The following is a 21,088-nucleotide window of genomic DNA, read 5'->3' on the forward strand; positions in this document are numbered from 1 at the left end:
ACGGCTCTCCTTTTCAGGGAAACCGTCGCTATAAACGACAAAAAAACGCGTATGCCTAAAGGCGTCTCGCGTTCCCTTCTCAATCCCCGAAGAAGGTGAAGCTCATGCGAGAACAGGCAGGTCTACTGGCTTGTGCATCTTCCTTCTGCCGTGCCTTCCCACGTTCTCACGCAGTGGCTTGTGTTGGCAGTCGTCCGCACTTACAGTTGCGGGGACAGCTCCAGTTTTTCACTGGATTCCCTATTAAACCATAGATATGGTACCTGTAACTCGCTTCATCACTAAATGTTGTGTACTTGTGTTTATTAAACCATAGATATTTGGAGAAAGGAAGTCTTGACATTTGGGAAATAAGGTCGAAAGTATGAGATTCGGGATTTGGATGGGAGTTCGGCAATTGTGTCGGGCGTTTTGGCAATTGTGTCGGGAGATTCGAGGGTTGTTTGGCGAGTTTCGACTTCTAATTCCTTCCGTTCACCAGATACTGATATTATGGAAACTAATTCCACGCCTAACCCCACCCCAAACAAAAACCCGCTCCTTCAAATAGGAGCGGGCCAATCAGATCTTATAAAAATACGATGAAGGCTAGAACCGTTGCAAGTACCATACGATAAATCGCAAACGGTGTCAGTTTCACGCGCGCGATTAACTTCAAGAAAAACTTGATAGAAATTAATGCGAACACAAATGCACTGACAAATCCAACGGCATAAAAGCCCATGTGGCTCATATTGATTTCTTCCATGTTCGAAATCAACGATACCGCACTAGCACCGAACATGATCGGTACCGCCATGATGAATGTAAAGTCCGCTGCCGTCTTGTGGTCAAGACCAAGTAAAACTCCCCCTGAAATCGTTGCGCCTGAGCGCGAGAATCCTGGCCACAACGATAAACACTGAATCAAACCGACTTTCAATGCTTTGCCGTATGTCATGTCATCCAAAGTTGTAATACTTGGGTTTTTCGGTCCGAACTTGTCCGCAATAATCATGAAGATGGCTCCGACAAATAAGCTGACGATTACCCATTCAATCGTGAATAAATACGAATCGATAATATCTTCGAACAACAACCCTAAGACACCTGCTGGTAAAATCCCCACCAACACGTGCGCAATGTTGAAGCGATGCCCTGGAGCTGTGCCTTCCATCTTATGTAGACCCACAAGACTTAAAAGACGCTTCCAGAAAATAAACACAACCGCTAAAATCGAGCCGAGCTGAATGACGACTTTAAATGTATTCGCTGAACTCTGCCCTAAAAACTCTTTCGTCTGCAGCCACAAATCATCCACGATAATCATGTGACCCGTAGAAGATACCGGTGCAAACTCCGTCATCCCTTCCACAAAACCAAGTAATAATGCTTTTAATAATTCAATAATTTCCATGAGATCTCCTTATGAATGTTTCTTTTTCTTATTTATAAACCAAATAAACCAAGCAATGGCTACCAAAACTAGGACTACGTAGATAACATTCGAATAAATATCAAAATAGCCGACGAGCGTATGCCAATTTTCCCCGAGTGCCGCACCTACGGACACGAGAATCGTATTCCAAATCACAGTCCCCAGCGTTGTGAAAAGTAAAAACACACTAAATCGCATATTCGACATCCCCGCAGGAATCGAAATTAAACTGCGCACAAGTGGAACCAAACGACCAAAAAATACAGCCCACGGGCCAATGCGGTCAAACCAGGCTTCTGCCCGGTGAATATCTTCTTTCGTGACACGTAACCAACGACCATGTTTTTCAACGATTTTCTCAAGTCGCTCGACATCTAACTGCAGTCCGATGAAGTATAAAATTACAGCACCCGCTACAGAACCAAGCGTAGCCACTGTAATCACACCGACAATTGTCATTGATGTCGTCGTTGTCATGAACCCACCAAGCGTCAAAATGATCTCGGAAGGAATCGGTGGAAATACATTTTCAATCATGATTAAGAGAAAAACGCCCCAGTAACCAAACTCACTGAGCCAATCGGTAATCCATTGCTCCATAATAAGCCGCCTTTACTTTGTACTTGACCTTCGAGTCTGTTCCCGAATTCACAATACATGAAACGTCTCCTATATATAAAGGTTCCCCGAAATAGTATAGCAGATGACAAGGTGTAGTGCCTCTACATCTTAAGACCGATAGGAAAATCGGCTTAGCGCCCGTTTGGTCAAACGAAAAACCCTTCTATACTTAGACTATACAAACAAGGAGGGAAACATGATGAAAAAATTTCTATACGTTTTACTCGGCATCACTGGCGCAATCGTCGTGTTAGCCAACTTAGGCTCGCTGATCGGACTTGCCTTTTCCGCACTACTCGTTATCGGAGGACTTCACTACTTCCTTCAAAGTCATTCCACGCTTGGTAAGGTCTTTTGGGCAACTGTTGGAATCGTCGGATTACTGACAGCTGTTTCAAACATCCCAGCTTTCATCGGCATCGCAGCACTAGCACTTGTCTGGTATGCGATCCGCAAATGCAGTGACGCACCACTTACACGCAGCTCAAACGATCCATTTGAAAACTTTGAACGTGAATGGAAAACAATCAACAAAAACTAAGGAGGAACTTCCATGACAAACATTTTTACTCGACTAGCTGAAACCTTTGAACACGATGTACGCCAACTTTTCGACAGACCGAAAACTGAGCAGGAGCGACGTGACAACCCTATTCAGGCCTTAAACGTCTATGTACGGGAGGCAGAAAAACGTACAGAACAGACCAAACGATGGGTCGACCGACAAGCTCACTTAAAAGCAAAACTGGAAGAAGAACAAAAGCAGGCACAAGATTTGTTGACGAAACGCCAAGAACAATATGAACTGGCTCTTCTTACAAATGAGCAGGACTTGATTGACTTTGCGAAAATGGAAGTAGACACGTATGAAAACCGTATCCACGTGCTAACATCTAGCATTCAACGCGCGACGGATGAATTAATTATTCTAGAACGCAAGCATGAGGAAATGAAGCATAAAGTGAAAAATATGAAAGTGCGTCAACTACAACTGATGAGCACGGAAAATGTTGCAAAAGCACACCGGGACATGGATCAAGTGATTGAGGAATCATTGCACGCTCGCCCACTTGCTTCTCACGAAGAAATGGAGCGTTATTTTGAATCACCGAAAGCGCAAGAACCTGCTGAGGAGACAACACCAGCTTCGACTTTAGAAGAACGCCTGGAGAACCTATCAAAAAAGCAAGAGACAAATGAACAATCACGTGTAGAATAGAAAGCAGAGGGAACTCCCCTCTGTTTTTTCCAACGAGAGGGGGAACACAAATGACGAAAGACAACCAGACCAACCAGTACTCGCTTATTCTAATCGGCTTCCTCACATTACTTGCAGCCGAGACATTGCTGTTTGAAAACGGCTCAATCGTGGTCGTCATCATTGGGTGTGTGCTGATTTACATGGGATTACGCAGAGACAATCGCGTATTGTTTTGGATCGGTCTCGTGTTATTGTTTATCTCGGTATTCTCGATGGTCACCACGCGCTTACTACTCTTTGGAATTGTTCTCTATATCCTTTATAAAGTCTGGAAAAAGGAACCAATTCCGACTTGGGAACAACTTCACTTTTCAGATACGACAGCGGATTCACCTGTTTTACAACAACGTATGTTTTCAACTCAAGTCACCTCTTCCGAACCATACGCATGGAAAGATGTGCATATCCAAAGCGTGTTTGGAGAATATGATTTAGATCTTACGAACACAATCTTGCCAAAAGATACTTGTTTTATATCGATTCGAAAAGTAGTCGGCAAGACGACTATCCTTGTCCCATATGGCGTGAACGTCCGAGTTTACTACTCAACTATCATTGGGGAAGTCTGTGTATTCGATGAACCCGTAACACGACTTTGGAATCAGAGTTTTTATAAAGAAGACCGCAGTTCGACAGACGCGGATTCACCTGAACTGATAATTACTGTAGCTAGCTGGCTTGGGGATTTGGAGGTGCTGCGCAAATGAGACAGTTTACAACGCTGTTCCTTGGCTTTGCACTGCTTTGGCACCTTCTCCTCGTCAGTTTATTTGTCGTTCTGTGGGGAACGCCTACTTTTGAAACATGGGCTCCACTCTATGACATCACATTTGCAGACCTGCCACTCGCGTTTTGGCTGAGTTTTTCAATTTTTGCATTCAGCTTTTTATCCTATTTACTCGCTCGCCAAAGCACGCGGAGTTTGGATCGATCTGTTCAAACAGGACTTGTTTCTCTTTATGAAGGAGATGGATTCCCGAAACGTTTACAACCAAACTTTAGTAAACGTCTAAACGAGGCGTTTGAAAAAACCTCTCATCTTCTGGCCACACAACGAAAGACACTCACACGAATTTCCGAGCAAAAAGCAGATTCGCAAGCGAAGCTCATTCAAGAGCGAGTGGTAGAAGAGCGCCAACGCTTAGCTCGTGAATTACATGACTCGGTTTCTCAACAGCTGTTTGGTGCATCGATGCTCGCTTCTAGTATGGTGGAACTCGAAAATCCGCCGAAGCGCAGTATGGAACAATTGGAGCGGGCTATCCACCAAGCGCAACTCGAAATGCGTGCCCTTTTGCTTCACTTACGTCCTGCAGGATTGCATGACCGGACGCTAGCAGAAGGCCTGGAGGAACTTTTAGAAGAACTCCAACAAAAAGTGCAGCTTCAACTGAAATGGAAGTTAGACCCTGTGAAGTTAACCAAAGCTTCTGAAGACCATTTATTTCGTATTGCGCAAGAGACTTTGTCTAACACACTGCGTCACGCGCAAGCAACAGAGATGGAGATTCGCTTGATGGATCAACCCCAACTCGTGATTTTCCGGGTACAAGACAATGGAGTCGGTTTTCATTCCACGCAGTTAAAACCAGGTGCATATGGATTAGGAAATGTGTATGAACGTGCAGTAGAGATGGGTGCTACAGCAAAAGTCGTCTCTGTCCCAAACCAAGGAACATTTGTTGAAGTTCAAGTACCAAAACGTCAGGAGGAAATCCAATGATTCGAATATTGCTCGCAGACGATCATGAAATGGTCCGTATCGGTGTCGCTGCGTATCTTCAAGCGCAACCCGATATGGATGTTGTAGCAGAAGCCTCTAATGGTCAAGAAGCCGTGTCTTTGGCTCTTGAACATAAACCTGATGTGATTTTGATGGATATGGTGATGCCCATTCTAACGGGTGCAGAAGCGACTGCTGAAATTGTGAAAGCTTGGCCGGAAGCTCGCATCATGATGGTGACCAGTTTCATTGATGACGACAAAGTGTACGCTGCTCTTGAAGCGGGTGCTGTCAGTTATCTTTTAAAAACCTCAAAAGCTTCTCATATCGCAGAAGCCATTCGAAAGACTTATATAGGTCAAGCGGTGTTAGAACCAGAAGTGACGACAAAAATGATGCAACGTATGCGCTCTCCTCAACATGCGTTACACGACTCCCTAACCGAGCGTGAAATGGAGATCTTACTGTTCATGGCAAAAGGCTTAAGCAATCAAGAAATCGCCGATCAAGCCTATATCACACTCAAAACAGCCAAGACACATGTGAGCAACATTTTATCAAAACTCGATGTACAAGACCGGACACAAGCTGTTATTTATGCCTATGAACATCAGCTCATTTCTCGTAGTTAGACGTTTACGTTTGACGGAAGAGTGGAAAAGTGAGGAAAGACTTGACGAATTGGAGGTAGTCTTATGAAACCTGTGGAAATTACACCATTAGACATTGAACATGGGTATGTGAATTTTCTATTCCCTTTTGCGTTTCATGAGAAAAAACGCCAAGAGCTGATTGATGAATTGGAGCGAGAGGACTATACATTCTTTTGCTTGAATAAAACGGAATTGGAAGATGCCTTCTATGGACCTGATATCGCGGTTCGCCATGCAGAGCTCGAACAATTCTTTTTTCCATTCGTCGAAGACAAGTTGTTCCCTTCCTCTCCACACGACAATAGCTTTAGTCGCTTTTCCCGCTCTTTTGAAGAGCACGGAGAACTCTTGGTTGATGGGTCTACTACACCTTTCCAATTACATAGTTTAGACATTACCCTGTGCCCATTTGGTATCGGTCTTTTAACAATTCGATTAGAAGTAAACAATGAGATGGCTTTGCATCATATGCTAAATTTCATTCATCATTTCCGTGTAGTTGAAGCAAAACTTGATGAAGAAAAAGGGGCTATTATACGTGCTGCAGAACGCACATTCAATTCGACAAATGACTATATTTTTCAACATATGATTCCTTGTTTGCATCCGTTTATTTTACGAGAACACCGCTTACCAGGCTATTTTGGCACACTGCCATATTTTGAAGATGAACGAATGTATAGTTCGGCCTTCATCTTTGCGAAATCTGGACAACAACTAACGAATGATCAGATCTATCGTTTAGGGCAATTAGACGGCATTAACCTAAAAGGCGAGCCTTTCATTTCTAGCACATCCCCTAATTATGTAGAACGTTACCTAAAGCGCCATGCAAATGACCGATCTGCGCCCTTTACCTATACGGTCACTTCCGAGTACACGCACTCGACAGTCACCGTATGTGATCCATCTGATATGCAGGATGAATTACGTCAGTTTATGAGTACACATTATTACAATTTGCTCTTACATTACTTCTACCGTATCATGTTACTTCGTCTTTCTTTCGAACATAGTAACGTCAGCTGGAAGAAGGACGAGGCGTATGTGGAAGAGTTGATTGAGATGATTTCTAAATTTTCCGCTCGCTACTATTTTGGAGAAGTATCCGTCCGTACTACTGGGAAGGAACACGCAAAGACATTTGTCGACGTCTTTCACCTTGACGAAACATTCCAAGAAGTACGGGATACATTACAAGAGCTTTACCGAACGCAAGAAAACCAAGCAGACAAACAACAAAACTTTTTACTATTTATGCTCACAACGTTTACTGTAGTCTCTGGGATTTACGGAATGAATCTCGTCATTGAAGATTGGAAAGGATTTACGGATTGGGGCAAAGCACCTGGGTATTCCTTCTTCGAGTGGGTCGCACTAGTAGTTGCACTCTCGGGAATCGCTCTCTCATTCCTATTAATCGTGACGACTATTGCTACAACTATTAAGAAAAAATACCGTCGCTATCGACGGAGTCAATTTTAAGAAAACCCCTTTACGAATTTATTTCGTAGAGGGGTCTTCGCGTTGCACTAAACCATATAAAAAGAATTCGAAGTAGTCCTGCATCGCTTCTTCTAATGGTCTACTTTCTTTTAAAATATCTGCCATGATGGCGTCTTGCATAACTTGGGCATAACGCATGAATCGCTCTGTAGAAAGCTGTTGTGATATAGCGCCTTGTTCTTTCCCGTATTGCACCAAGTTTTCAAATGCGGCCATCCCCTGTTTCGCCCAAAGTTGAAATTCAGGGGCGTGGATGATTTGTTCAATCAACGTGGCATCCAACATCTGTGCAGATTGAATCTTAAGTGTCAGCAAATCTTCAAGGACTTTGGCAAAAGGATCTTGGTCTTCGAATGCTGCTTCTACGCGCTTCAGCTGGCGGTCTACCATATCTTCAATAGCACGCAAGATGACTTGTTCCTTTGAACCAAAATAGTTATAAATCGAAACAGGAGATACTCCAGCTTGTTTCGCAATATCTTGTATAGTAACTGAAGATTGTTTTTCTATAAGTAATTGTTCAGTCGCAAGAAGAATGGCCTGCTTCTTCTTCGTTGTCCGTTGCTTATACCCGTCCACAAACCGAACCTCCCCGTTTAGTTTTGTATTCAATATATCATTTACATTTCAAAATGTCTGCTGTATACTTGTTTTGTAATCAATAAGCTTATTATATTTCAAAACTTTAAGGGGTGATTTGAATGATTGAGCTTCATGGACTCACCAAGAAATTTGCAAAGGACAGAGGCGTATTCGATGTGTCGTTTACTGTTGAACCTGGAACCGTATTTGGCTTTATCGGACCAAATGGTGCTGGAAAATCGACAGCTATTCGCCATCTCATGGGTCTTCTGCAACCCGATTCTGGAAAAGCAACGATTGGTGGCTACGATTGTTGGTCTTCTTCCCCGAACGTGAAAAAACTCGTCGGCTACCTTCCGGGTGAAATCAGCTTTCCTGCTGATTTGACGGGTGACGACATCTTGACGCTTACACGCCGAATGGATCGTACATCTCCGGAACGTGAAAACGAATTACTCGCACTTTTTCCGCTTGATACAAAAGTTAAAGTACGTAAGATGTCTAAAGGTATGAAGCAAAAGCTCGCAATCATTCGCTGCTTTATGAAAGATGCACCTGTTTACTTGTTGGATGAACCGACCAGTGGACTCGACCCACTCATGCAAGAACGATTTTTAGAACTTGTACTCCGCGAGAAAGAGGCCGGCAAAGCGATTTTGATGAGTTCTCACCACTTTCCTGAGATGGAAAAGACATGTGATCATGCCGCTTTGATTCGCAATGGGCGGATTGTCGTGTCGGATTCAATCGATGGCCTAATTGCTTCTAGCAGAAAACTGTTTCACATTGAGTTTGAGAATACTCAGTCTGCCCAACAGTTCTCTGAGGCGATGCACGGAAAATCTATGGGAACTCGAGTCGACGTTTCGGTTTCTACGACAGATGAATTGAACACCTTACTTCAATCTCTTGCTACTTACCGAGTCATCTCGTTCCGTTCAGCACCAGCGGACCTTGAAACTGTCTTCATCCATTATTATGCAGAGGAGGAGTCCGTATGATTCGCGCACTTGTGAAAGACAACCTTGGTTGGATTCTAGGCTATAGTATTGGGACAAGCCTTTACATTTTTATGATTGCAGCGATTTATCCTTCTATCGCGGAAACTGGCTTGATTGACGCTAAGATTGATTCACTCCCGAAAGAGTTGCTCGATATCTTTCAATATGATCCTGCCACGATGATGGATAGTGTCCTGAACATTTTATCCGGTAACTACTACGGGCTTATTTTTCAAATTGTTGCGTTACTCTTTGCACTAACGATGGCCTCTCGTCTTTTAGCGCGTCCAATTGACTCCGGTGAACTCATGTTGTATTTGAGTGCCCCTATATCTCGAAACACGTACGTAGTAGCTGTAGGAGGCATTTTAGTCAGTGCATCGTTACTTGTAGCAGGTTTAAACGGAGCATTCTTATTTCTAGCAGATATTCTTTGGAATTTAGATCTGAACTACTCCTATGTACTCGCGCTTCTCATCAATAGCTTTACTTTACTTTTAGCACTCGGAGCGATCGCCCTGTTCTTCGCAACATTGTTCAATGAAAGCGGAAAATCGTATATGCTCGGGGCTGGTGTATTCGGGTTCATGGTCATCTCCGTTATTATGAGTGGCTTGAGTAGCGACTTGGAATGGTTGAAGATTCTCTCTTTATTTACATTGTTTGATGCGAACGGCATTCTTAAAGACCAACCCGATTGGATATGGCACAGTGGCTTATTAGTGTTAGTTGCAGGTATATTTTTTAGTCTTTCATTGTTTACTTTTAAACGTCGCAACCTCACGCTTTAATGTTTTGATAATCGAAATACTAGTGGTAAAATGAAGACCGAACCGAAAGGAGAGGTTTTCATGGATTTTGTTACATTAAGCAATGGTACAAAGATTCCCCAAATCGGGTTTGGCGTCTGGCGTGTCGACAATGACACAGAAGCACCGGCAGCTGTAGAAGAAGCGTTGCGTGCAGGCTACCGTCACATTGATACAGCAGCTGTTTATAAAAATGAAGAAGGCGTTGCTAAAGGAATTGCAGCTTCTGGCGTTGCCCGTGAAGAAATCTTCTTGACGAGTAAGATTTGGAACGACGATATCCGTGCACGTCGCACAAAAGAAGCATTCGCTGAATCCCTTGAGCGTCTGCAGACGGACTATATGGACCTTTGCTTATTGCACTGGCCAGTAGATGGCATCGTTGAAGCATGGGCTGCACTTGTTGACCTCTATGAAGAAGGCAAAATCAAGTCGATTGGTGTTTCAAACTTCAAGCAACATCACTTGGATCAATTAGAAGAAGCTGGACTGATGAAACCTATGGTCAATCAAATCGAACTGCATCCACAAAACCCACAGCGTGCGTTTGTGACGTCTCTACAAGAGGCAGGAATTCATGTGGAAGCATGGAGTCCATTGATGCAAGGGAAGTTTTTAGACTTTCCACTATTTGAAGAGCTTGCAGAAAAACACGGCAAAGCCCCTTCTCAAGTGGTTCTTCGCTGGCACTTGCAGCATGGTCACATCGCTTTACCGAAATCTGTGACACCTGCTCGTATCCACGAAAACTTAGCTGTATTTGACTTCGAGCTTTCTGCAGACGACATGGCAGCAATTGATGCCATTGCAACAGATGTTCGTTTAGGTCCAGATCCAGACGAAATTGATTTTTAAGTAAATGTATAGAAATGAATCCCCGAATCTTGCATAGATTTGGGGGTTTTGTAATTCATTTTAAACAGGCTACAGGCATCACCTGTTCAGAATCGCCATCGTGTTTCCAGCGACGAAAGTTACGAATCCAGCGACGAGTCATGAAAATCCAGCGACGCAAACCGCAATTCTAGCGACGAACGGACCTCGTATCGTGTTTCCAGCGACGCAAATCCTACTTTGAGCGACGAATGCGCCGATTTCAGCGACGCAAATCTCAATTCCAGCGATGCACGAGCGAACCTAGTCCCCGTGAGCGACGAAAGTTACGAATCCAGCGACGAGTCATGAAAATCCAGCGACGCAAACCGCAATTCTAGCGACGAACGGACCTCTATTTCTCTTATCTTTCCAGAAACTCAAAAGTGTAACGTAAAAAAGTCGCACAGAATCTATCGAAACCCAGTACCAAGCCCGGGAACTCCCTCTAAATGCCAAAAGCACCTACGCCAACGCGTAGGTGCTCCTTCTTTCTAAATTAGAAAATTTGACTGACACTAAAAAGGATTGGTTTCCAGAAAGCAGCATTCACCTTCTAATACTGTTAATCTTTTTCTCGCAGTCGCTCCATCTCACTAGCAACTTGGTGAGACCCAGCATCGGGTTCTTCCTTTAATTGCTCGATGATGTTCGCGTAGTCGTGATCTTTTCGATTTTGACTCATCTTGTAGGCAGCTTGTACTTGGCTTGCTTCCATTACAAACCCTACGATTCCTTTGATTTCACGCTCAAGAAGTTCCGGTGTTACGGTCTCCCACAAGACAGGGTTTTCTCGCTGTTGTTCATATGTAAACATCAATTGTTTCAAATCTGCTCGCAACTCTTCATCTGTCTGTTCACGAATGGCCCCGTAGATATGTACTGCTTGATAGTTCCAGGTTGGGACTTGTTCTTCAGCATACCAAGAGGATGAAATATAGGAGTGTGGTCCTTGAAAGATAAGCAATGCTTCTTCTATCTCTTCCCACGTCCGCCATTGTGAATTTCCATAAGCGACATGCCCACTGATTAGCAAGTTCCCACCTTCTTGATGCACGATTACAGGAATATGGGTTGCTACGGGTCGTCCATCCTTAGTTGTGATGAGTGTGGCAAAACTGTGCGTCCTCAAAAAAGAAAAGATTTCTTCGGGATCTTTTACGTTGAATCGTTTAGGGATATACATCAATACACCTCTTCTTTCACTACTTTGAGTAAGATGTAGTCAATTTGTTCATCGTCTCCCATGAAGAAGGAGTGCTGTCCAATTCGCTCAAATCCAATCTTTGAATAAAAGGCGAGCGCATTGTGATTATTTTCCCAGACACCCAACCAGATTTTAGATTTCGCAAGTTCCTTCGCTCTTTCAAGCGCTTTATCATAAAGTAATTTTCCTAATCCGAGCTTCTGGAATTCCTTCAATACATAGATTCTTTCAATTTCTAGATGATCAGAATCCATAGGTTCAGTTTGTGCGCCCGACTGGTTGATTTTTAAATAAGCGGCGACTTTCCCGTCTTTTTCTGCCACATAAAATTCTGAGTCAGGGTTCTTTAGTTCTTTATGAAGTTTTGAATCTGCAAATGCCTTTTGCAAATAATCATTCATGTTTTCTTCCGTGTTGTAAGCAACAAATGTTTCAAAGTAGGTTTGGCGGCCTATCTGTTGAATCGTTTCAATGTCTTCTATACTGCATTTTCGTAGTGTCACTGTCATCTTTTCCTTCCACCCTTCTCAATAGATTCGTTTCTGTCCTTTTTTTACGGCTTCCCAGTCTTTCTCAATATTCTGCCTTACTCGAACCAACAATTGTTCTAATAGCTCGGCTTCACGTTCAGTTAATTCATTTAGCGCAACATTCTCTGAGTGTCTATGTTCTTTTAAAATCTGAGGATATATCTGTAAACCTTTTGCAGTCGGATATAAATATTTATTTTTACGATTCGACGGTTCAAGTCGTTTTTCAATCAGTCCATTTTGTTCCAACTTCTGAATAGCTCTTGCTGCCGTAGTGCGATCCACTTTGATTTGTTCGGCCACCTTCTCTTGAATAATTCCTGGCTGTTCGCAGATTCGGACTAAGTACAAATAATGGCCTTTTGCTAATTCAAACTCTTTAAACTCGCTATTACTGATGGAATCGAGGGCCCTCGCAATCATTCCAATCTCTCTTAAAATCTCTGCCACCTTGCCACCCCTATTTACTAGTCGTTCTATTCACTGTAAATGCATTTTATTGCAAATGCAACAAAACTTTTATAAAATAAATCCCCCTCTCGAAAAGAGAAAGGGGGTTGAGTTTAATAATCGCCTAAAATTTCACGTTGCGTGCGCTTCGGAAGCTTTTCCAAAACCTGTTCATACGAATGTCGGATTAACTTTGCAATCAATTCATCTGGTAATCCTGCGTCACGATAGATCGAGTTCCAGTGTGTTTTGTTCATGTAGTAGCCAGGAACAATTGCTGCATACTCTGTGCGAAGTTCTTCTGCATACGAAGGTTCCGCTTTGACAGTAAGAATCGCTTTCCCTTCCTTGTCTCCGCCAAGCATCGCGTACATCTTGTCACCAATCATATAGCGGTCAGCGGTCCACTCTTCTTTGTAATCATGAGTAGTCCCTGGTAAGGATAGAAAGAACGCATGGAGAGCTTCGTTATCGTTCAGCATCTGATTACGCCTCGCTTTCTAGATCTTCCAAATCCTCAAGCAACGTCTCTGCCTCAACCAAAATTTCATCTTTTGCAGTTGAGAACACTGAAATTTGAATCTCGTCCTTTTCAAGACCTGGTAGCCACGCTTCTATAAAATCATCCAGCGCAATCGGTTTAGGTGTGAACCCGGGCCATTCTTTTGCCGCTTGGTGCTTGGCAAATTCTTCTGAAGGCCAGAAGAAAATACGTTGAGCACCTTTTGTATCTTCAGCTGTTGCCCAGCCTTCTTGGAACAGTCCCCACACTTCTTTGTTCTCTACTACTGTGTGTAAAAAGACCTCGTACCGCGTATCTGCTGGTAGACGTGTCAGTTCATGCAATTCTTTTTTCATCCGAACCGCCTCCTTTTCCCCATCGTACCACATTATGAGGTTTCGTTGAGACCTTCTCTGCCCGGATCTTGCTCCACTTTCATTTGAACCGCTTGCTTCAGTTCCTTTTCTGATGCGTAGCGTTCAAGAGGAAGCCCGAGCCACGATTCCCATTGTTCACGTGTATACGTATAGGAAGTAGTTCCTGCATGTAGTGTTACGAAGTCAGCATTCGTAATCAATCGTAGCAAGTGCAGGCTGTAAGTTCGAGCCGCTTCCCTCGCAATTTCCGGTTCTGCTTTCTCGTAATAGAGCTCAATGCCATAAGGTTCTTTCTTTGTTTCTAGGGCCATTTGTTTCCACTCGAGGCCATAGTCCGGTAGAAGCTTTAAAATATTGGTTGTCGACATTGGAGATCCTACATAGGAGCCCTCATAGTCAAACAGTTCCACCTTCGTTTCCCCAGCACTTTCATTGGCACATCCAGCTAGTAGTACTACTGACATTAGCACTATCAGCACTCTCTTCATACCTACATCGCCCCTTTAGGAAGCAGAATCGTCACTTTGAACAAATCTCCGTCCAAGCTCAGATCAAACTCACCGTTATGCAACGTCACAATCGATTGCGCAATAGCAAGACCTAAACCAGATCCTTCTGTGTGACGCGCTTGATCCCCTCGTTTAAACCGTTCTGTTAGTTCCGCCGTATCGTCCCCTAGCTCATATTGCGAAACATTTTTGAAAGTCACGACTGCATGCGTTGGTGTTTCTTGTAACGCCACGTATACACGCGTTCCAGGCATCGAATATTTACTAATGTTTAGAAGTAAATTATCAAACACACGCCATACTTTCTGTCCATCCATATATGCATGTACCGGCTGAGAAGCGATGCTGACACGCACATCTAAATTCTGTTTATCCAGTGCTTCCTGTTGCTCTGCAATGGCTTGCTGCAGTAAGGAAGCGACATCGACTTTTGTTTTGTGCAATTCGATATTGCCGGAAGCCATTTTCGACACATCGAATAGATCTTCAATTAATGTTTTTAAACGCGCGGATTTCCGTTCCAGAACACCTACATACTGCTCACGCTGTTCAGCAGTTAACTCTGGATTCTTCAGTAAATCTGTATACGTAATGATAGAAGTCAATGGTGTACGTAAATCATGACTCACGTTTGTAATCAGCTCGGACTTTAATCGTTCGCTCTTCACTTGAGACGACTGTGACGTCACTAGTTGGTCGCGCAAGCCATTCAGCACTTTTGCATGCTCTGTTAATCGGGAACGCCCCTTGATTTCAAATGGCTCATTCACCACACCATCGCTTAATCGGGCCGTCTGCGCCATTGTCCGATTCAAGTACGCAATCCGACTAAATAGGAAGTAAAGAGCTGGAATCCCGATGAATACCGTAGCAGGAATCCATACGAGAATCATTCCGCCGACTATACCAGACAATACTGTTCCAAATCCCCAGAAGAAGACAATGACCAAGATAATGATGGCTTGCCAAGCAAGACTTCGGTTTAGGAATAAACCTTTTAAGCCTTCAACCACTCTTTTCGCTAAAGAAGTTTCATACGAGTACAAGTTTAATGTAGTTACTAAGCTTATTAAGTAAAGTAAAAAAATTGTAGTTATCCCTACTGCAAAAAAAGCTGTAAAAAATGTAAAGTCATCAAATCCATAATAGTAAAACATGCCTCTTGTGATTTCAGCGGTCATGAAATACGCCATAAATAGTAGTACTCCACCAATTAACAAGCGTAACTCATGTGGCTGTCTGTTAATTGGCACTAGTATATCACTGTTCAGCAGGATACCTTTCCACCTTCTCCATAAAATCACTCCAGCCATTACCGCTGCAACCCCTGCTAATGTAAGGACCCAAAACACAATTTGCCGGTTTTTATACTCTTCGAGCGCGGGCCCAATATAGGAACTTGGAATAAATACAGTACCACTATAGCTGGCCATGAACTCATCCAACTCTCCTTGGATTTCATATCCTTCGTCATTAGTTGGCTCGAGTCGACTCGCTTGTAACCAACGACTATTTGAACCGTAATCCACTGCATAAGCATCTGCCACTCCAGCCTCTTTTTCAAAGGTTTCACCCGTGGCTGTGTTGGTCAATAAATAACCAATACCAGGATAATTAATACTAAATTGATTTCTTTGTTTCTGTTGCGCCACGATATAGGAATCGACTTTACGCTCCCATTCTGCAAGCAACTTTTCTTCTACATATGCATCATCTTCAAAGTTTCGTCGAATGTCTGCTAACTTTTGATCACGTTCTTCTTGAAGGTCTTCGCTCAACTCCTCACCTTCAGCAGGTTCGTATTGACTGCGAATCGAGTCAAGTTGTGTTTGTAAATCTCCAAAGCGATAGCGATACTCTTCAATTGTGCTTTCCGTTACACGATAGCCTTCTATCAATTCTTCCTTTGTAACAGGTTCCACCATCATTCCAGGAAGTTCTTCGATTATTTCATAGTAAACAGTATGGTCAAATTGCATAGTGTCTCTAAACTCTTGACCAATCAGTTCTCTTGAGAATCCTGACCAAGAGTGTATTGCTAGTAAGACTAAAAAAGCGAGTAAACCTAACAAGCCCCACTTGGCCCTTTGTTTATTTGTCTTCATCCTAATCCCCCTCGATCAATAAAACGCTTCAACTGAGCAAGCCAGCTCGATGTCTCCGCCGCTTGAGTGAAGCAGTACGCACAATAGCCAATGGTGGCGAGGCCGATTAACATGACAACCACCGAAAGAATCGTCTCCCATTTACTTGTCCATCTTGTAGCCAACGCCCCACACCACCTTTATATAGCGCGGATTTTTCGGATCCGCTTCCATTTTTTCACGTATCTTTCGAATATGTACCGCCACAATGTTCTCTGCATTGTACGCAGGCTCTTGCCACACACGTTCATAGATTTCCGGAATCGAGAACACACGCCCTTGGTTACGCATGAACAGCTCCGTGATTTTGAACTCCGTTGGTGTCAACTTTAGGGGTTCTCCCTCGAGCGTAACCTCTTTCGACTCTTGGTTTAACACTAAACCATCTTTCTCAATTACCGACTGCAAACCTTCATAGGTCCCCAGCTTTGTGTACCGACGTAGCTGTGATTTCACGCGAGCAACGAGCTCCATCGGGTGGAATGGCTTTGTTACGTAATCGTCTGCACCAACGGATAAGCCGTGAATCTTATCGGTATCCTCTGATTTTGCAGAGAGCATGATGATGGGGATGTTTTGTGTTTCCCGCGCTTTAAATGTCGCTTGGATTCCGTCCATCTGAGGCATCATAATATCCATAATCATCAAGTGAACTTCCTGCTGTTCTAATAGTGCAAGTGCTTCTAGTCCGTTAGCGGCCTTTAGCACCTGGTACCCTTCATTTTTTAAATAGATTTCAATCCCATCTCGAATTTCTTGGTCATCATCTGTGACGAGTACTGTAAATGGTGTCATGTTCGACCGCCTCCTTCCATCTATTTCTATTGTACCTCTCAATTCTTAACAAGTAAGGGGGAGATTTCTGAAGAAATTCTTAAGAAATCAAAAAATCCCCTCGCGTTTGCGAAGAGATTACTCGTCATTGCCACTGTCGATATAGAGTTTACCGTTCTCTTGAAGTTCCGCATAGAATATTTGATCGGGTTCTTGGTACCCCGCTTTTTTGAGTTCCTTCAAAAGCCAGCCTTTCGAAAGACCAAGTTCCACTAAATTACGTTCAATGATCACCCCGTCCGTGATGAGTTGAGTGGGAATATAATATGTCGGTTTCGTCGGCAACTGCATATCCTTTTTGGTGGCGGGTTGGTTCGCCGATTTTTTGTAAACACTCAGTTCTCCATTTGTTTCAAGGATGGCGTGCTCGACTTCTGTTATGGAGAAAATTCCTTGAAGGCGGAGCAGCATCTTCAAATCTTCTACCGGAAGACGACTGGCTTTCAGTTCACGATGCAGAATTTTTCCTTTTCGAATGACAACGGATGGTTCATCATTTAGTAAGGTTTTTGCACGCATGGATTTTAAAGAGATCCAACTAACGAGAAGTGTGAGCAGCGTCCAGATGATGCGTGAAATCATACCGTCGATGAATGGTGTCTCTGCTTGCCCGGCCAAATCGGCAGCAATGGATCCGATGGTGATGCCGGTAATATAGTTGAACATAGTGAGCTGGCTAAGTTGTTCTTTTCCTAGAAAGTGGGTGAGTAGAAGTAGAGCTATAAACGTTACGGTAGTTCTTAGGATCATTTCAAGTGCGTTGATGTCTTCGGTCCACATGGGGATCATTTCAAGTGCGTTGATGTCTTCGGTCCACATGGGGATCACCTCTTGTGGATAGTATGAGCGGAAGTAGTAGGCGTTAGACTGTAAGCTTGAATTAACGCCCGTACTTCCTTGATTAACGCCCCAAATGATTTTATGGAAACTAAATTCGGCCTTCCTTAGAAAAAACCCCTTCTGCTGAAGCAGAAGGGGCACTCTAAGTTATTCCGGTTGGTTGTTCAAGCAACGCTCGCATTCAAATAGTTGAGACTCGACTTGCTCACGAATGACAGTGCCACACTCGCGGCATACTTTTGGGTTCGCTTCACGATTCGGTTGATTCATGGTCAGTCACCTCCTCCAACTGGTCATAGCCAGGTACTGTGAGAAACTCGATAAACTCATCGTTTAGAACTAATCGTCTAAAGAGACTAGCAGCCTCTTCAAATCGTCCGTTGGCATATACATCGTTTCCAAATTGCTCTTGTAGCTTGTGCAATTCTTCCTCGAGGACTTGGTCTACAAGGTCAGCTGTAATTTTACGCCCATCCTCTACCTTCCCTTCCGGATGGCGAATCCATTGCCAGACTTGGGTGCGAGAGATTTCGGCTGTTGCAGCGTCTTCCATCAAGTGATTGATAGGTGCTGCTCCGTTCCCTCGTAACCATGAAGCGATGTACTGGACACCTACTGAGCAGTTCACACGTAAACCATTTTCTGTGATAGTGCCCTTCAATACTTCCACTAAGTCTTCAGCTGTTACAGTTACATCGTCTCGCTTTCGCGAAATCTGGTTCGGCTCTGGCATATGCTCGTTGAACTCATCGAGTGCCACGGCAACTAACGCTGGGTGTGCAACCCATGTGCCGTCATGCCCATCCGTCACTTCACGGCGTTTGTCTTCTCGTACTTTATCAAATGCCGCCGCGTTTGCTGCTTCGTCTCCTTTAATCGGGATTTGAGCAGCCATCCCACCCATCGCCGGCGCATTACGTTTATGGCACGTCTTAATGGCAAGTAATGTATACGCGCGCATGAATGGTGAGGTCATCGTGACTTGACCACGATCCGGCAAGATAACGTCCGGTTGATTCCGCAGACGTTTAATGTAGCTGAAGATATAATCCCAACGCCCACAGTTCAAACCAGCTGAATGGTCACGTAATTCGTACAAGATCTCGTCCATTTGGAAAGCTGCAGGTATCGTCTCGATCAGCACCGTTGCACGAATCGAGCCTTGGGGAACCCCAAGTGTATCTTGTGCATATCTAAACACGTCATTCCATAAACGCGCTTCTAAATGATGCTCGAGCTTCGGTAGATAGAAATACGGGCCACTTCCTCGGGCCAACAATTCTTTGGCGTTGTGAAAGAAATAGAGTCCGAAATCGAATAGTCCCCCTGACATAGGCTCTCCGTCTACTTCCACATGCTTCTCTAGCAAATGCCACCCACGTGGGCGAATTTGTAGTACTGCGACCTCGTCGTTTAATGCGTAGGTCTTGCCAGTCCCAGGCTGCGTGTAGGAAATTGTCTTCCGAATCGCATCGTACATATTAATCTGACCATGGATCATGTTATGCCACGTCGGTGCTGTCGCATCTTCGAAACAAGCCATGAATAGTTTTGCCCCTGAGTTCAAGGCATTGATAACCATCTTCCGGTCAACAGGTCCCGTGATTTCCACACGGCGGTCTTGTAAATCTTTCGGGAGTTCGGCGACCGTCCAGTCGCCTTCCCGAATCTCTTTCGTCTCTGGTAAAAAGTCGAGCTTGCTGCCCGATTCTAGTTCTTTTTGACGCACTTCACGTGCCTCTAAAAGCTCTTTTCGACGTGCATTGAATGTCCGGTGGAGTCCTTCTAGAAACTGCAGGGCTTCCGGTGTCAGCACCTGGTGGACGGCTTCATCCTGAGGCGCTTTGATTTCAATCGAAGTAGTCAGTTGCGTCATCAGTTTCCCTCCTTCCCGAATCACGCAAATTGCGCGACTTCTGTTGAGCCTTTCATTGCGGTTGTCGACGACATACCACCTGAAACGATCTGTGATACTTCATCAAAGTATCCAGTTCCAACTTCGCGTTGGTGCTTCGTCGCTGTGTATCCTTTTACTTCTGAATCAAATTCAGCTTGTTGCAAGCGAGAGTAAGCAGCCATTCCTTCTGTTTTGTAAGCATGCGCTAGTTCGAACATACCGTGGTTCAAGCTATGGAAACCTGCAAGTGTCACGAACTGGAACTTGTAGCCCATCTTGCCAAGTTCGACTTGGTATTTCGCAATTGTCTCCTGGTCTAGGTTTGCTTCCCAGTTAAAGGATGGTGAACAGTTATACGCGAGCATCTTTCCTGGGAACTGCGCGTGAATTGCATCTGCGAATTGTTTCGCTTCTTCTAAACTCGGGTGAGACGTTTCACACCAGACAAGGTCTGCATACGGAGCGTACGCAAGTCCACGTGCAATGGCTTGTTCGATACCAGGGTTTGTTTTGAAGAATCCTTCTGGTGTACGCTCGCCTGTGATGAATGCGTGATCGCGCTCATCGATATCACTTGTCACCATGTCCGCTGCATCTGCATCTGTGCGTGCTACGATCAAGGTTGGAACGTCTAGTACGTCTGCTGCTAGTCGAGCTGCCACTAAGTTGCGGATAGCATTCTGTGTTGGGAGAAGAACTTTCCCGCCCAAGTGTCCACATTTTTTCTCTGAAGCGAGTTGATCTTCTAAGTGGACGCCCGCTGCTCCGGCTTCAATCATCCCTTTAATCAATTCGAATACGTTCAGTGGTCCGCCAAATCCTGCTTCTGCATCTGCAACGATTGGTGCAAACCAGTCAAATCCATCTTCGCGTCCTTCTGCATGATCAATTTGATCCGCGCGCTGTAGTGCTTGGTTGATCCGCTTCACCACTGCTGGGACTGAGTTTGCCGGGTACAAGCTCTGGTCTGGATACATTTGACCGGAAAGGTTTGCATCTGCTGCTACCTGCCATCCGCTTAAATAGATAGCTTGCAAGCCTGCTTTCACTTGTTGAACGGCTTGGTTCCCAGTAAGTGCACCCAGCGCGTTAATAAAATCTTCTGTATGAAGTGAGTTCCAAAGTCGATCTGCTCCACGTCGTGCCAGCGTCTGCTCTACTACAACCGAACCGCGTAGCTTTACAACCTCTTCCGGAGAATATGGACGTTCAATTCCTTGCCAACGTTCATTTTCGTTCCATTCTTTACGTAGTTGTTCAACCTGCTCTTGTCGTGTCATCATCCTGTATCTCACCCTTCGCGTAAGTTTCTGTTGCATAACAGTTATAGTTCTTGTAAATTAATATATAAC

Annotated in this window: 25 protein-coding genes and 1 riboswitch; of the genes, 9 read left to right on the plus strand and 16 right to left on the minus strand. The window is 44.2% G+C overall.

Translation table 11 applies throughout. The features are described from left to right. Positions 1 to 97: 97 nt before the first annotated feature. Positions 98 to 282: riboswitch (cobalamin riboswitch) on the minus strand. A gap of 286 nt (positions 283 to 568) precedes the next feature. Further along, a complete protein-coding gene (locus ACF3OH_RS12975) occupies positions 569 to 1,396 on the minus strand; it encodes an undecaprenyl-diphosphate phosphatase (protein WP_392455038.1) in 828 nt (275 codons plus the stop codon). 9 nt (positions 1,397 to 1,405) lie between these two features. Continuing rightward, positions 1,406 to 2,017: a DedA family protein gene (locus tag ACF3OH_RS12980; RefSeq protein ID WP_204589922.1), complete on the minus strand. Its 612-nt coding sequence runs from the start codon at positions 2,015 to 2,017 to the stop codon at positions 1,406 to 1,408. A gap of 220 nt (positions 2,018 to 2,237) precedes the next feature. Between ACF3OH_RS12980 and ACF3OH_RS12985 the strand changes: the two genes are divergently transcribed. The 6 genes from ACF3OH_RS12985 (at position 2,238) to ACF3OH_RS13010 (ending at position 7,160) form a co-directional block, all read left to right on the plus strand. Further along, positions 2,238 to 2,579, plus strand: a complete 342-nt coding sequence (locus tag ACF3OH_RS12985) for an ABC transporter permease (RefSeq protein ID WP_204589921.1) — start codon at positions 2,238 to 2,240, stop codon at positions 2,577 to 2,579. Positions 2,580 to 2,591: 12 nt separating this feature from the next. Next, a complete protein-coding gene (locus tag ACF3OH_RS12990) occupies positions 2,592 to 3,257 on the plus strand; it encodes a PspA/IM30 family protein (RefSeq protein WP_204589920.1) in 666 nt (221 codons plus the stop codon). A gap of 50 nt (positions 3,258 to 3,307) precedes the next feature. Further along, positions 3,308 to 4,006 (plus strand): cell wall-active antibiotics response protein LiaF, encoded by a 699-nt coding sequence (gene liaF, locus ACF3OH_RS12995; RefSeq protein ID WP_204589919.1) that lies wholly within the window; start codon positions 3,308 to 3,310, stop codon positions 4,004 to 4,006. Continuing rightward, the gene (locus ACF3OH_RS13000) at positions 4,003 to 5,022 is read left to right on the plus strand and encodes a sensor histidine kinase (RefSeq protein WP_392455041.1); all 1,020 of its coding nucleotides are present in this window, start codon (positions 4,003 to 4,005) and stop codon (positions 5,020 to 5,022) included. The genes liaF and ACF3OH_RS13000 overlap by 4 nt, the downstream gene beginning before the upstream one ends. Beyond that, complete coding sequence (locus ACF3OH_RS13005; RefSeq protein WP_204589917.1) at positions 5,019 to 5,654, plus strand: response regulator transcription factor; 636 nt, start codon at positions 5,019 to 5,021, stop codon at positions 5,652 to 5,654. The genes ACF3OH_RS13000 and ACF3OH_RS13005 overlap by 4 nt, the downstream gene beginning before the upstream one ends. A 63-nt stretch (positions 5,655 to 5,717) precedes the next feature. Beyond that, positions 5,718 to 7,160: a hypothetical protein gene (locus ACF3OH_RS13010; RefSeq protein WP_204589916.1), complete on the plus strand. Its 1,443-nt coding sequence runs from the start codon at positions 5,718 to 5,720 to the stop codon at positions 7,158 to 7,160. Positions 7,161 to 7,178: 18 nt separating this feature from the next. On the opposite strand, the gene ACF3OH_RS13015 is transcribed toward ACF3OH_RS13010, so the two are convergent. Next, positions 7,179 to 7,760 carry a TetR/AcrR family transcriptional regulator gene (locus tag ACF3OH_RS13015; RefSeq protein ID WP_392455043.1) on the minus strand — a complete coding sequence of 194 codons (582 nt, stop codon included), beginning with the start codon at positions 7,758 to 7,760 and terminating at the stop codon, positions 7,179 to 7,181. A 122-nt stretch (positions 7,761 to 7,882) separates the two neighbouring features. Here ACF3OH_RS13015 and ACF3OH_RS13020 point away from each other — a divergent pair, with 122 nt between their 5' ends. Genes ACF3OH_RS13020 through ACF3OH_RS13030 form a run of 3 tightly spaced genes read left to right on the plus strand, consistent with a single transcriptional unit; the run spans position 7,883 to position 10,428 of the window. Next, positions 7,883 to 8,764: an ABC transporter ATP-binding protein gene (locus ACF3OH_RS13020; protein ID WP_392455044.1), complete on the plus strand. Its 882-nt coding sequence runs from the start codon at positions 7,883 to 7,885 to the stop codon at positions 8,762 to 8,764. Further along, on the plus strand, positions 8,761 to 9,555 hold the full coding sequence (locus ACF3OH_RS13025) for an ABC transporter permease subunit (protein ID WP_204589914.1): 795 nt from the start codon (positions 8,761 to 8,763) through the stop codon (positions 9,553 to 9,555). Before ACF3OH_RS13020 ends, ACF3OH_RS13025 begins: the two co-directional genes overlap by 4 nt. Before the next feature lie 60 nt (positions 9,556 to 9,615). Next, the gene (locus ACF3OH_RS13030) at positions 9,616 to 10,428 is read left to right on the plus strand and encodes an aldo/keto reductase (RefSeq protein WP_392455045.1); all 813 of its coding nucleotides are present in this window, start codon (positions 9,616 to 9,618) and stop codon (positions 10,426 to 10,428) included. A gap of 583 nt (positions 10,429 to 11,011) precedes the next feature. Here ACF3OH_RS13030 and ACF3OH_RS13035 read toward each other — a convergent pair. The 13 genes from ACF3OH_RS13035 to aceA form a co-directional block, all read right to left on the minus strand. Further along, on the minus strand, positions 11,012 to 11,632 hold the full coding sequence (locus ACF3OH_RS13035) for an FMN-binding negative transcriptional regulator (protein ID WP_392455046.1): 621 nt from the start codon (positions 11,630 to 11,632) through the stop codon (positions 11,012 to 11,014). Next, positions 11,632 to 12,162, minus strand: coding sequence for a GNAT family N-acetyltransferase (locus ACF3OH_RS13040; RefSeq protein ID WP_392455048.1), 531 nt, complete (start codon positions 12,160 to 12,162; stop codon positions 11,632 to 11,634). The genes ACF3OH_RS13035 and ACF3OH_RS13040 overlap by 1 nt, the downstream gene beginning before the upstream one ends. A gap of 18 nt (positions 12,163 to 12,180) precedes the next feature. Next, positions 12,181 to 12,633 (minus strand): MarR family winged helix-turn-helix transcriptional regulator, encoded by a 453-nt coding sequence (locus ACF3OH_RS13045; RefSeq protein WP_392455049.1) that lies wholly within the window; start codon positions 12,631 to 12,633, stop codon positions 12,181 to 12,183. A gap of 113 nt (positions 12,634 to 12,746) precedes the next feature. Next, a complete protein-coding gene (locus ACF3OH_RS13050; RefSeq protein WP_392455051.1) occupies positions 12,747 to 13,115 on the minus strand; it encodes an MmcQ/YjbR family DNA-binding protein in 369 nt (122 codons plus the stop codon). Between the two features lie 4 nt (positions 13,116 to 13,119). After that, a complete protein-coding gene (locus ACF3OH_RS13055) occupies positions 13,120 to 13,491 on the minus strand; it encodes a DUF2750 domain-containing protein (RefSeq protein WP_392455053.1) in 372 nt (123 codons plus the stop codon). Between the two features lie 32 nt (positions 13,492 to 13,523). Continuing rightward, positions 13,524 to 14,000 carry a DUF4825 domain-containing protein gene (locus tag ACF3OH_RS13060; protein WP_392455055.1) on the minus strand — a complete coding sequence of 159 codons (477 nt, stop codon included), beginning with the start codon at positions 13,998 to 14,000 and terminating at the stop codon, positions 13,524 to 13,526. 2 nt (positions 14,001 to 14,002) lie between these two features. Beyond that, positions 14,003 to 16,126: a histidine kinase dimerization/phospho-acceptor domain-containing protein gene (locus ACF3OH_RS13065; RefSeq protein ID WP_392455057.1), complete on the minus strand. Its 2,124-nt coding sequence runs from the start codon at positions 16,124 to 16,126 to the stop codon at positions 14,003 to 14,005. Then, positions 16,123 to 16,290 carry a hypothetical protein gene (locus ACF3OH_RS13070; RefSeq protein WP_204589905.1) on the minus strand — a complete coding sequence of 56 codons (168 nt, stop codon included), beginning with the start codon at positions 16,288 to 16,290 and terminating at the stop codon, positions 16,123 to 16,125. The genes ACF3OH_RS13065 and ACF3OH_RS13070 overlap by 4 nt, the downstream gene beginning before the upstream one ends. After that, positions 16,268 to 16,960 (minus strand): response regulator transcription factor, encoded by a 693-nt coding sequence (locus ACF3OH_RS13075; RefSeq protein WP_204589904.1) that lies wholly within the window; start codon positions 16,958 to 16,960, stop codon positions 16,268 to 16,270. The genes ACF3OH_RS13070 and ACF3OH_RS13075 overlap by 23 nt, the downstream gene beginning before the upstream one ends. A 117-nt stretch (positions 16,961 to 17,077) precedes the next feature. After that, positions 17,078 to 17,818: a DUF421 domain-containing protein gene (locus ACF3OH_RS13080; protein WP_392455060.1), complete on the minus strand. Its 741-nt coding sequence runs from the start codon at positions 17,816 to 17,818 to the stop codon at positions 17,078 to 17,080. A 168-nt stretch (positions 17,819 to 17,986) separates the two neighbouring features. Further along, entirely contained in the window at positions 17,987 to 18,109 is a 123-nt protein-coding gene (gene yhfH, locus ACF3OH_RS13085; RefSeq protein WP_094944531.1) for a protein YhfH, read from the minus strand. Then, positions 18,090 to 19,715, minus strand: coding sequence for a malate synthase A (gene aceB / locus ACF3OH_RS13090; RefSeq protein ID WP_392455063.1), 1,626 nt, complete (start codon positions 19,713 to 19,715; stop codon positions 18,090 to 18,092). Before aceB ends, yhfH begins: the two co-directional genes overlap by 20 nt. A 20-nt stretch (positions 19,716 to 19,735) precedes the next feature. Next, positions 19,736 to 21,019, minus strand: coding sequence for an isocitrate lyase (gene aceA / locus ACF3OH_RS13095; RefSeq protein ID WP_204589901.1), 1,284 nt, complete (start codon positions 21,017 to 21,019; stop codon positions 19,736 to 19,738). Between the last annotated feature and the right edge of the window lie 69 nt (positions 21,020 to 21,088).

Origin of the sequence: Chryseomicrobium aureum (genome assembly GCF_043182735.1) — a bacterium.
Classification (GTDB): Bacteria; Bacillota; Bacilli; order Bacillales_A; family Planococcaceae; genus Chryseomicrobium; species Chryseomicrobium aureum.

Bases quoted from the DNA above. Each gene is read 5' to 3' on its own strand.
- ACF3OH_RS12975 (WP_392455038.1), bottom strand. From the start codon at position 1,396: ATGGAAATTATTGAATTATTAAAAGCATTATTACTTGGTTTTGTGGAA.
- ACF3OH_RS12980 (WP_204589922.1), bottom strand. From the start codon at position 2,017: ATGGAGCAATGGATTACCGATTGGCTCAGTGAGTTTGGTTACTGGGGC.
- ACF3OH_RS12985 (WP_204589921.1), top strand. From the start codon at position 2,238: ATGAAAAAATTTCTATACGTTTTACTCGGCATCACTGGCGCAATCGTC.
- ACF3OH_RS12990 (WP_204589920.1), top strand. From the start codon at position 2,592: ATGACAAACATTTTTACTCGACTAGCTGAAACCTTTGAACACGATGTA.
- liaF (WP_204589919.1), top strand. From the start codon at position 3,308: ATGACGAAAGACAACCAGACCAACCAGTACTCGCTTATTCTAATCGGC.
- ACF3OH_RS13000 (WP_392455041.1), top strand. From the start codon at position 4,003: ATGAGACAGTTTACAACGCTGTTCCTTGGCTTTGCACTGCTTTGGCAC.
- ACF3OH_RS13005 (WP_204589917.1), top strand. From the start codon at position 5,019: ATGATTCGAATATTGCTCGCAGACGATCATGAAATGGTCCGTATCGGT.
- ACF3OH_RS13010 (WP_204589916.1), top strand. From the start codon at position 5,718: ATGAAACCTGTGGAAATTACACCATTAGACATTGAACATGGGTATGTG.
- ACF3OH_RS13020 (WP_392455044.1), top strand. From the start codon at position 7,883: ATGATTGAGCTTCATGGACTCACCAAGAAATTTGCAAAGGACAGAGGC.
- ACF3OH_RS13025 (WP_204589914.1), top strand. From the start codon at position 8,761: ATGATTCGCGCACTTGTGAAAGACAACCTTGGTTGGATTCTAGGCTAT.
- ACF3OH_RS13030 (WP_392455045.1), top strand. From the start codon at position 9,616: ATGGATTTTGTTACATTAAGCAATGGTACAAAGATTCCCCAAATCGGG.
- ACF3OH_RS13035 (WP_392455046.1), bottom strand. From the start codon at position 11,632: ATGTATATCCCTAAACGATTCAACGTAAAAGATCCCGAAGAAATCTTT.
- ACF3OH_RS13040 (WP_392455048.1), bottom strand. From the start codon at position 12,162: ATGACAGTGACACTACGAAAATGCAGTATAGAAGACATTGAAACGATT.
- ACF3OH_RS13050 (WP_392455051.1), bottom strand. From the start codon at position 13,115: ATGCTGAACGATAACGAAGCTCTCCATGCGTTCTTTCTATCCTTACCA.
- ACF3OH_RS13055 (WP_392455053.1), bottom strand. From the start codon at position 13,491: ATGAAAAAAGAATTGCATGAACTGACACGTCTACCAGCAGATACGCGG.
- ACF3OH_RS13060 (WP_392455055.1), bottom strand. From the start codon at position 14,000: ATGAAGAGAGTGCTGATAGTGCTAATGTCAGTAGTACTACTAGCTGGA.
- ACF3OH_RS13065 (WP_392455057.1), bottom strand. From the start codon at position 16,126: ATGAAGACAAATAAACAAAGGGCCAAGTGGGGCTTGTTAGGTTTACTC.
- ACF3OH_RS13075 (WP_204589904.1), bottom strand. From the start codon at position 16,960: ATGACACCATTTACAGTACTCGTCACAGATGATGACCAAGAAATTCGA.
- ACF3OH_RS13080 (WP_392455060.1), bottom strand. From the start codon at position 17,818: ATGTGGACCGAAGACATCAACGCACTTGAAATGATCCCCATGTGGACC.
- yhfH (WP_094944531.1), bottom strand. From the start codon at position 18,109: ATGAATCAACCGAATCGTGAAGCGAACCCAAAAGTATGCCGCGAGTGT.
- aceB (WP_392455063.1), bottom strand. From the start codon at position 19,715: ATGACGCAACTGACTACTTCGATTGAAATCAAAGCGCCTCAGGATGAA.
- aceA (WP_204589901.1), bottom strand. From the start codon at position 21,019: ATGATGACACGACAAGAGCAGGTTGAACAACTACGTAAAGAATGGAAC.